The organism is Isoptericola sp. NPDC055063, from assembly GCF_053608125.1.
Genome location: NZ_JBSGUW010000013.1, coordinates 160,907 through 170,584, shown reverse-complemented (window position 1 = coordinate 170,584; position 9,678 = coordinate 160,907). Strand labels below are relative to the sequence as shown.

Sequence of the window (9,678 nt, the reverse complement as noted above, 5' to 3'; positions counted from 1 at the left end):
CCCTCGAGAGGGGGTGGGAGAGTAGGACGCCGCCGGACACCCATTCACGAAAGGCCCACCCCCGCACCGGGGTGGGCCTTTCGCATACCCCCACAAGAACACGCCACCCACCCGGTGACGCAACCGCTCAAGCGCCTGCCACGCGGAGACGTACCCCTCCCCACCGCGCCGTCACGTGCACCACCACCGGCCCGACACCCGCACACACCCGCCGGGCCGCGAGCCGGGCGCGCGCAGCTCGGGCCCGGCGAGAACGCGGCCCGGCGAGAGGGGGACCACGTCGAAAACTGACCCGCGTCGGCAGGGGGACCGCGTCGCCAACGGGACTACGTCGACGGCGGGACCACCGGAAGCGGGACGGCGGAGGCCGCCGGCACTGACGGCGGCCGTACAGGCTCGGGCCCTGCGCTCGAGCGCACCCAAGCTGCCGGCCAGGCTGAAATGCATGTTCTGGTCGGCTATGCCGCGCCCAACCACCTGTTCGGCATGCGCGCCCGCGCAGCGCTGGGCGGGCACGAAGGTGTTCGCGCGCGGCGCTCGACGGGACCACCTGACGGCGCTGTCATCCGGGAGTCCGCGGGCCCGCTAGGCTCGTCCGGTGACCGGATCTCCACTTCTTCCTGCCAGCGGTCCCGACGCGTCATGGCGGGCCGCCCACTTCCTCAGCCTGTTGGACTTCGCGCGCCCGTCTCTCGGCGCGGAGGGCACGGGAGGGTGGCTCGACGACGACGGTGCCGTCGACTCGACCCAGCCCGCGCACCTGTGGATCACGTGTCGGATGACGCACACCTTCGGTCTGGGGCACCTGCTCGGGGTCGAGGGCGCGGACTCCCTGCTCCGGCGTGGCCTGGACGGGGTCTCGGTGTCCCTGGCGGACGCCGAGCACGGCGGCTGGCTCGCCTCGCGGGGCCCGGGCGCCGGTGAGGTGAACGGGCTCAAGCAGGCCTACGGTCACGCGTTCGTCGTCCTCGCAGGCTCCACCGGCGTCGTGGCCGGGGCTCCCGGGGCGGAGGCGCTGCTGGAGTCGGCGCTGGGCGTGCTCGACGAGCGCTTCTGGGAGGCGGAGCACCAGCTGCACCTGGACGAGCGGTCGCGCGACTGGTCCGTCATCGACCCGTACCGCGGGGTCAACGCGAACATGCACGGCGTCGAGGCTCTGCTCGCGGCGCACGACGCCACGGGTGAGCGGCGCTGGCTCGAACGCGCCGCGGCGATCGCGGACCGCGTGATCTCCTGGGCCGGTGGCAACGACTGGCGGATCCCCGAGCACTTCGACTCGGCGTGGGCGCCGCAGCTCGAGTACAACGCGGACCGCCCCCACGACCCGTTCAAGCCCTACGGGGCCACGCCGGGTCACGGCCTCGAGTGGGCGCGGCTGCTGTTGCAGGTCGACGTCGCCGGCGGCACCGCAGGGCAGCGCACGGAGGCGGCCAGGAAGCTGTTCGACCGCGCCGTCGAGGACGGTTGGGACGGCCCGCGGGGCGGGTTCGTCTACACGACGGACTGGTCGGGCACGCCGGTGGAGGCGCGCCGCTTCCACTGGGTGGCTGCCGAGGCGGCCGCCGCGGCGGACGTCCTGCACCGCGCGACGGGCGAGGAACGGTACGCAGAGCTGGCCGGCGGATGGTGGCGCTGGATCGACGACCACCTGGTGGACCACGAGCGCGGCTCCTGGTTCCACGAGCTCGACACCGACAACGTGCCCTCCGGGCGCACCTGGGTGGGGAAGCCCGACGTCTACCACGCGGCGCAGGCCGTCATCCTGCCGGACCTCCCGCTCACGGGCTCCTTCGCAGCCTCGGCCCGTGCCGCCGGGCGCATCCTGGAGGGCGCGCGGCTCGCGGCCCCGGCGGGGACGCCGGAGCGATGAGGATCTCGGCGAAGGCGGACTACGCCGTCCGCGCGGCCGCCGAGCTGGCCGCCGCGGCGGACAGCGGCCCGGTGCCCGCCGAGTCGCTCGCCCGCGCCCAGGGGGTGCCGCACCGGTTCCTGGAGGCGATCCTCAGCGACCTCCGGCGCGAGGGGATCGTCGCGAGCCGGCGCGGCGCCGGCGGCGGGTACGTCCTCGCGCGTCCCGCCGACCGGGTCACCGTCGCGGACGTCGTGCGCGCCGTGGACGGTCCGCTGGTCTTCGTGCGCGACGCCCGCCCGTCGGACCTCGAGTACACCGGCGCGGCGGCGTCGCTGCTGCACGTGTGGGTCGCGCTCCGCGTCAACGTACGGGCCGTGCTCGAGCAGGTGAGCCTCGCCGACCTCGCCGCCGGGAACGTCCCCGACGCGGTCCGGCGGCTCACCGACGACGAGGCGGCCTGGCACAGCCCGTGACGGCCCTCGTCGCCTGACGGGCGCACGGCACGACGCGGCGTGGCGCGGCCCCTGAGGGCCTTCGTCGCTTCACGGCGCTCGGCTCGGCTCGGCTCGGCACGGTACGGCACGACGCGGCGTGGCACGGTCCGTGACGGCCTTCGTCGCTTCACGGCGCACGGTACGGCTCGGTACGGCTCGGTACGGCTCGGCCCGCGACGGCATCTCGTCGCCGGCGGGCGCAGGGTACGGCTTGGTACGTCTCCCGTCCGCGATCGCCGTCGTCTCAGCATGCGACCCGTCGGCGGATACCATTGAATCCGATAGGACCGATCGGGTAACTTCGGTCTGTCGCGGCAGACCGGCTGCCGCCTCGACGGAGGGAACACCCCGTGCGGACTCTCGTCCTCCTCGCCCTCGTGGGCCTCAGTGCGCAGCTCGTCGACGGCAGCCTGGGGATGGCCTACGGCGTGACCTCGACGACGTTGCTGCTGGCGATCGGCACCAACCCCGCGGCGGCGTCCGCGACCGTCCACCTGGCGGAGGTCGGCACGACGCTCGCGTCGGGCGTCTCTCACTGGAAGTTCGGGAACGTGGACTGGAAGGTCGTCACCAAGATCGGCATCCCCGGTGCCGTGGGCGCCTTCGCCGGCGCGACGTTCCTCTCGTGGCTCTCCACCGAGATCGCCAAGCCGCTGATGTCCATCCTGCTGCTCGGCCTCGGCCTCTACGTGCTGCTGCGGTTCACGCTGCGCGGCCTCCGCACCGACCGCCTGGGGCAGCCGCTCCGCAAGCGCTTCCTCACGCCGCTCGGCCTCGTGGCGGGCTTCATGGACGCCACGGGCGGCGGCGGCTGGGGCCCGGTCGGCACCCCGGCCATCCTGGCGAGCGGCCGGATGGAGCCGCGCAAGGTGATCGGCTCGATCGACACGAGCGAGTTCTTCGTGGCCGTGGCCGCGAGCCTCGGCTTCCTGTTCGGCCTCGGGACCGCGGGCATCAACCCGTCCTGGGCGCTGGCGCTGCTGATCGGCGGCCTCATCGCCGCGCCGATCGCGGCGTGGCTCGTGCGCCTCGTCCCCCCGCGGGTCCTCGGCTCCGCCGTCGGCGGCATCATCGTGCTCACCAACGTGCGCACCCTGCTGAGCCTCGACGAGTTCCCCGTCGCCCCGGGCGTGCGCTCGCTCGTCCTGGGGATCATCGCGGTGGGCTGGGCTGTCGCCGTCGCCTACGCGTTCCGCCAGCACCGCAAGGCCCTCGTGGAGGAGAAGACCGAGGGCGACGTTCCCGCCGCGGCGGCTCCCGCGCCGACGCCCGCCGCCTGACACCGCTCGACCCGGCGGGCCGACGCTCCGCGGCGGCCGGTCCACGACGTCGACCGTGCACGACGTCGACCCGCACGACGTCGACCCGCACGACGTCGACCCGCACGACGTCGACCCGCACGACGTCGGCCCCGCACCGCCGCCCCCACCTCCGGGGCCGCGACGGCGGGGCCGTCGTCACGGGGGAAGGGGACGCCCCCGCGATTCCACCCGCGGAGCCGAGACGCGAGGGGTGGCGCCGTCGCGCCGTCCCGGTACCGTGTGAAGCCAGGAGATCTGCCTGCCAGACCCCGCTGCACGGCACTGGGAGGTGAGCCATGTCGATGCCCAGCACGTCGAACGACCATCAGCGACGCGAGCTCGTCGCGCTCGCGGAGCTGCTCGGCGCGGGGAGCCAGCTGCTCGTGGGCCAGTACCGCGTCGAGGTCGCCACGGGGTCGTGGTGGTGGTCGGACGAGGTCTACCGGATCTTCGGGCGCGAGCCCGGTGCCATCGAGCCCGGCCCGGAGGTGCTGCGCGCCCACCTGCACCCCGACGACCGCGAGCGGCTCTCCCGCACCGCGACGGTGGCGCTCGCGACCGGGCGCCCCTTCGCCGGCGGGCACCGCGTCGTCGACGACCACGGGCGCACGCATTCGGTGGTGGTGACCGGGCAGGCCCGGCACGGCGCCGACGGCACGTCGTCGCAGCTGGTCGGCTACGTCATCGACACCAGCCCGGTGGTACGCGACGCGCTGGAGCGCGAGGCCCACCGCGCCGTCTCGCGCGCGTTCGTCGCCGCCGCGGCGGCGGAGCAGGCCAAGGGCGCGATCATGGCGGTGTGCGGCGTGGACGAGTCGGTCGCCACGGAGGTGCTGTCGGACGTCGGCGCGCAGGTGGGCGTCTCCGCCCAGTCCGCGGGGGAGCAGGTCATGAAGGAGCTCGCACGGCCGGTCGGCGAGCGCGACACCGCGCTCACCGCCGCCGAGGTCGTCCGGGCGGCGCCGCCCGCGAAGGACGCCGCCGACCGGCTGAGCCGCGCGCTCGCCGGCGTAGGGCCGGTGGACCGGCCGCACGGGCACGACGCGCAGCTCGCCCGACGCCGCCCTCGCGCGAGCCGCTGACGCCGCGCGAGCCGCTGACGCCGTCGCGGCCCCGGGCGCGCCGGGCACTCGAGGGCTCGGACCCGCCCTGACCCGGACAGTGGGCCGGGACACAGATGGGCCCGGACGCGCGTCGGCCCGGGCCCGCGCGATGCGAGCCCGGGCCGACGGCGCTCAGTAGCCGATGATGCTCAACGGCGGGTGATGCTCAGTGGCTGGGGATGAAGCGGGCGGCCGCGCGCACGGCGCCCCGACGCGCGAGGCGCTTCGCGAGGACGGCGACGCCCCCGGAGACGGCCGCGAAGGTCACGGCCTGGACGATGGAGATCTCGTCGTCGTCCACGTTGGTGGGGGCGACGTTGCCGGTCGCCTTCTCCCACACCACCCCGATCAGCTTCTGTGCGACCCATCCGGCGGCGATCGTCAGCACCACCGTGCCGACCTTCACGCCCAGCGGCTGCTCGGTGTCCGTCACGTGCTCTCCCTCGGTCGGTCCCCGGCATGGCCGGTGCGTCGTCGCGTGCGTGCCCACGAGCGTCGTGGCACGTCAGGCATGTCACACCAGGGCGCCGCGGACGGGACCACGGTAGCGCGGCGCCGGTGTGTAGGCTCGTGGTGATACGACAGGGGAGCGCCCGCCGGCGCTGAGAGTGCGGAACGCCGCAGACCCTCGAACCTGACCCGGTTAGCACCGGTGGAGGAAGTCGGGAATCTCGTTCCCTGCGGGACGGCCGCACCACGACGGTGCCGGGTGCTCGCAGGACCCCCTTCTCGCACCCTGAGGAGGACAGCATGACCCGCAGGACCACGCAGCACCCGACCAGGCGCCGCCGGGCGACGGCCGCGGCGGGCGTCGCCGTCGTCGCCGTCGTCGCCGCCGTCGCCCTGCTGCCGCTGCTGGCGGCGTGCGGAGACGGGAGCGCGCCGGACGACGCGGCGAGCGCGTCGGACGCCGTCACGCTCGTCACGCACGACTCGTTCGCCGTCTCCGACGACGTGCTGGCCGCGTTCGAGAAGGAGTCCGGCCTCACCGTGAAGCAGGTGGCCCCCGGCGACGCGGGCACGCTGGTGAACCAGCTCGTGCTCACCAAGGACGCGCCGCTGGGCGACGTCGTCTTCGGCGTGGACAACACGTACGCGTCGCGGGCCGTGGACGCGGGGGTCTTCGAGCCGTACCAGCCCGCCGACCTGGACCCGCGGGTGGCGGCGTACGCGCCGGACGACCTCGACGGCACGCTGACGCCCGTCGACGTGGGCGACGTGTGCATGAACCTCGACGACGGCTGGTTCGAGAAGCACGACGTCACGCCGCCGGCCACGCTGGAGGATCTCGCGAAGCCGGCGTACAAGGACCTGACCGTCGTGACCAACCCCGCGACGTCGTCGCCGGGCCTCGCGTTCCTGCTCGCGACGATCGGGGCGTTCGGCGACGACGGCTGGCAGGGCTACTGGTCCGACCTGCGCGCCAACGGCGTCAAGGTGGCCGAGTCGTGGGAGGACGCGTACTACGTGGACTTCTCCGGCGCGGGCGAGGGCGGCGAGCGGCCGATCGCGCTCTCGTACGCGACGTCCCCGGCGTTCACGGTGAGCGACGACGGGAAGACCTCCACCACGAGCGCGATGCTCGACACCTGCTTCCGGCAGGTCGAGTACGCGGGCGTGCTCACGGGCGCCGCGAACCCCGAGGGCGCGCAGAAGCTCGTCGACTTCCTCACCTCGGAGGCCTTCCAGGCGGACGTGCCCGGGCAGATGTACATGTACCCGGCCGACCCGGACGTGGAGCTGCCCGCGGACTGGCAGAAGTTCGCCCCGCTGGCCGACAAGCCCTTCGAGGTGGCTCCCGCCGACGTGGCCGCGCACCGTGACGAGTGGATCGAGCAGTGGACGGCGACGGTCGTCGGTTGACGCGCCCCGTGCTCCGAGCCGCCCGCCCCACCGCCAGCCCGGCCCCCGGGGCGGCGCGGTCGCGTGCGGATCGATGGCGCGCGGATCGATGGCGCGCGGACCGCTGGGGCGCCTGGTTGGGGTGGGGTGCCGCCGTCGTGCTCCCGCTGGGCTTCCTCGCGATCTTCTTCGCCTGGCCGGTGACTTCGCTCGTCGTGCAGGGTTTCTTCACCGACACCCCCGCGGGCCGGGAGCTCGACCTGTCCGGGTTCGCGGAGGTGCTGTCCCAGCCGCGCACGTGGCGGATCGTCGGGCAGACGCTGGCGCAGGCCGTCACCGGCACGGTGCTGTCCGTGCTGCTCGGCCTGCCCGGCGCGTACGTGCTGTACCGGTGCCGGTTCCCCGGCCGCACGCTGGTGCGGGGGCTGGTGACGGTGCCGTTCGTGCTGCCCAGCGTGGTCGTGGGCGTCGCGTTCCGTGCGCTGTTCGCGCCCGGCGGCCTGCTCGGCTGGGCGCACCTGGAGGAGAGCTTCGCCGGCATCGTGCTGGCGCTGGTGTTCTTCAACTACGCCGTCGTGGTGCGCACCGTCGGCGGCATGTGGGAGCGCCTGGACCCGCGCGCCGAGCAGGCGGCCCGGGCGCTGGGCGCCACGCCCTGGCGCGCCTTCCGCACCGTGACGCTGCCCGCCCTCGGGCCGGCGATCGCGTCGGCAGCCGCGGTCGTTTTCCTGTTCTGCGCGACGGCGTTCGGCGTCGTCCTCGTCCTGGGCGGCCTGCGCTACGGCACCATCGAGACGGAGATCTGGACCCGCACCACCCAGTTCCTGGACCTGCGCTCCGCGGCCGTGCTGTCGGTGCTGCAGCTCGTCGTGGTGGGGGCCGCCCTGGCGGTCAGCTCCCGCGCCCGGGCCCGCCGGGAGCGCGCGCTGCACCTCACCAGCGACCGCGTCTCCACGCACCGGATGCGCCTGCGCGCGGGCGCCGACGGCTCGGACGTCGTGCCCGCGCTCGTGACGCTCGTCGTGGTGGCGGGCCTGCTCGTGCTGCCGATGGCCGGCCTGGTCACCCGCTCCCTGCACGCCCCCGACGGGTCCTGGAGCCTCGCCAACTACGCGGCGCTCGGCACCACCGGCGGGCGCAACGCCCTCACGGTCACGGTGTGGGAGGCGCTCGGGAACTCGCTGCGCACCGCCGCCTGGGCCGCCGCGATCGCCGTCGTCGTGGGAGGGCTCGTGGCCCTCGTCGTGTCCCGGCGGCCACGCCGGGCGGGCCTGCGGCGGGCCGTCGGGGTGCTCGACGCCGCGTTCATGCTGCCGCTCGGCGTGTCCGCCGTGACCGTCGGGTTCGGCTTCCTCATCACGCTGGACCGGCCGCTGGGCCTCGACGTCGACCTGCGCACCTCCGGCGCGCTCGTGCCGATCGCGCAGGCCGTCGTGGCGATCCCGCTCGTGGTGCGCACGATCCTGCCGGTGCTGCGCGCCGTCGACCCGCGCCTGCGCGAGGCCGCGGCCGCGCTGGGCGCCGCCCCCGGTCGGGTGCTGCGCACCGTCGACGGGCCGCTGGGCGCGCGGTCGCTCGGGCTCGCGATCGGGTTCGCGTTCGCCGTCTCGCTGGGGGAGTTCGGCGCGACGTCGTTCCTCGCCCGCCCCGACACGGCCACGCTGCCGGTGGTGATCTTCCGGCTGATCGGGCGGCCCGGGGCCGAGAACTACGGGATGGCGCTCGCGGCGTCCGTGGTGCTGGCCGTGCTCACCGCGACCGTCATGATGGTGGCCGAGCGCCTGCGGGGCGACCGGCCGGGAGGGGAGTTCTGATGGGGCACGACCGCCAGGAGGGGCTCGCCGTCACGGACGCCGTCGTCCGGTACGGGGCCACGCGCCGCCGGCCGGGATCGGTGGCCGTCGACGGCGTCACCATCGACGTCGCGGCCGGCGAGATCGTGGCGTTGCTGGGGCCGAGCGGCTGCGGCAAGTCGTCGCTGCTGCGCGCCGTCGCCGGGCTGGAGCCGCTGGCCGGCGGCACCGTCGCCTTCGACGGCGCCGACCTCGCGGGCGTCCCCGTGCACCGCCGCGGCTTCGGCCTGCTCTTCCAGGACGGGCAGCTCTTCCCGCACCGCGACGTGGGCCGCAACGTGGCCTACGGGCTCGAGACGCAGAGCCTGCCGCGGGCCGAGCGTGCCGCCCGGGTGGCCGAGCTGCTCGACGACGTCGGGCTCGCCGGCTACGCGCGACGGTCCGTGGCGACGCTGTCCGGCGGGGAGAAGCAACGCGTCGCGCTCGCCCGCGCGCTGGCCCCGCGGCCGCGGCTGCTGCTGCTCGACGAGCCGCTGTCGGCCCTGGACCGCCGGCTGCGCGAGCGGCTCGCCGTCGACGTCCGCGACACCCTGAAGTCCACCGGCACTACCGCCGTGTTCGTCACGCACGACCACGACGAGGCGTTCACCGTCGCCGACCGCGTGGCCGTCATGGACGCCGGCCGGCTGCTGCAGGTGGACGCGCCGGACGTGCTGCTGCGCGCGCCCGCCAGCACGCGGGTGGCGGAGTTCCTCGGCCTCGCGCCCGACGACGCGCCAGGCTCCCCGGACACGCCCGGTGCGGCCGGTGCAAGGACCGCCACGGTGACGACATCATCGGGGCATGACGTGGTCTGACTCCCCGCGAGGGCGCCGCGCGGTGGCGTGGTGCGTGCCGTGCCTCGCGCTGCTGGGCGCGTGCGGCCCGGGGAACGGCGAGGACGCCTTCGCCGCCCGCGAGCCGCTCCCGTCGTGTGGCGAGGTGACCGCACGCCCCGACCTCGGGGAGGGCGAGCCGAAGGCGGAGCTGACCGAGGCGTTCGCCTGCCTCGACGCGGCGTCGGCACGCGGCGAGGGGGCCGAGCTCCTCGTGCGGTCCCTGACGGTCGAGGGGGACCCGATCGTGGAGTACCACCGCGTCGGGCCGGGGATCGACGGGCTCGAGATCTACGTCGACGGCACGCAGGACACGTTCGGCGAGCGGATCTGGACCTACCGGTCGTGCCCGGACACGGTGACGGCGGCGGAGCCGCTCGGCTGCCCGGGCGAGGCGGTGCCCGCCGCCGGCTGAGCC

Annotated in this window: 9 protein-coding genes and 1 riboswitch; of the genes, 8 read left to right on the top strand and 1 reads right to left on the bottom strand. The window is 75.0% G+C overall.

Translation table 11 applies throughout. The annotated features are described in order from the left end of the window. Positions 1-598 precede the first annotated feature (598 nt). From ACWF41_RS16725 to ACWF41_RS16710, 4 genes are all read left to right on the top strand, one after another. A complete protein-coding gene (locus tag ACWF41_RS16725) occupies positions 599-1,870 on the top strand; it encodes an AGE family epimerase/isomerase (RefSeq protein WP_380326706.1) in 1,272 nt (423 codons plus the stop codon). Beyond that, entirely contained in the window at positions 1,867-2,325 is a 459-nt protein-coding gene (locus ACWF41_RS16720; RefSeq protein WP_380326709.1) for an RrF2 family transcriptional regulator, read from the top strand. The genes ACWF41_RS16725 and ACWF41_RS16720 overlap by 4 nt, the downstream gene beginning before the upstream one ends. A gap of 371 nt (positions 2,326-2,696) precedes the next feature. Next, positions 2,697-3,626, top strand: a complete 930-nt coding sequence (locus ACWF41_RS16715; protein ID WP_380326712.1) for a sulfite exporter TauE/SafE family protein — start codon at positions 2,697-2,699, stop codon at positions 3,624-3,626. A gap of 317 nt (positions 3,627-3,943) precedes the next feature. Beyond that, positions 3,944-4,729, top strand: a complete 786-nt coding sequence (locus tag ACWF41_RS16710; RefSeq protein ID WP_380326715.1) for a PAS domain-containing protein — start codon at positions 3,944-3,946, stop codon at positions 4,727-4,729. Positions 4,730-4,916: 187 nt separating this feature from the next. Here the strand turns inward: ACWF41_RS16710 and ACWF41_RS16705 are convergent, their stop codons facing one another. After that, positions 4,917-5,183, bottom strand: coding sequence for a DUF4235 domain-containing protein (locus ACWF41_RS16705; RefSeq protein ID WP_380323020.1), 267 nt, complete (start codon positions 5,181-5,183; stop codon positions 4,917-4,919). A gap of 140 nt (positions 5,184-5,323) precedes the next feature. Then, positions 5,324-5,428, top strand: a riboswitch (TPP riboswitch). Between the two features lie 72 nt (positions 5,429-5,500). On the opposite strand from ACWF41_RS16705, the gene ACWF41_RS16700 reads away from it, so the two are divergent. The 4 genes from ACWF41_RS16700 to ACWF41_RS16685 all read left to right on the top strand — a co-directional run bounded on the left by ACWF41_RS16700 (position 5,501) and on the right by ACWF41_RS16685 (position 9,675). Then, positions 5,501-6,613: a thiamine ABC transporter substrate-binding protein gene (locus ACWF41_RS16700; protein WP_380323017.1), complete on the top strand. Its 1,113-nt coding sequence runs from the start codon at positions 5,501-5,503 to the stop codon at positions 6,611-6,613. Positions 6,614-6,750: 137 nt separating this feature from the next. Next, a complete protein-coding gene (locus ACWF41_RS16695) occupies positions 6,751-8,406 on the top strand; it encodes an ABC transporter permease (protein WP_380323014.1) in 1,656 nt (551 codons plus the stop codon). Then, entirely contained in the window at positions 8,406-9,242 is an 837-nt protein-coding gene (locus ACWF41_RS16690; RefSeq protein WP_380323011.1) for an ABC transporter ATP-binding protein, read from the top strand. The genes ACWF41_RS16695 and ACWF41_RS16690 overlap by 1 nt, the downstream gene beginning before the upstream one ends. Next, entirely contained in the window at positions 9,229-9,675 is a 447-nt protein-coding gene (locus ACWF41_RS16685; protein ID WP_380323008.1) for a hypothetical protein, read from the top strand. Before ACWF41_RS16690 ends, ACWF41_RS16685 begins: the two co-directional genes overlap by 14 nt. The last annotated feature ends 3 nt before the right edge of the window (positions 9,676-9,678 follow it).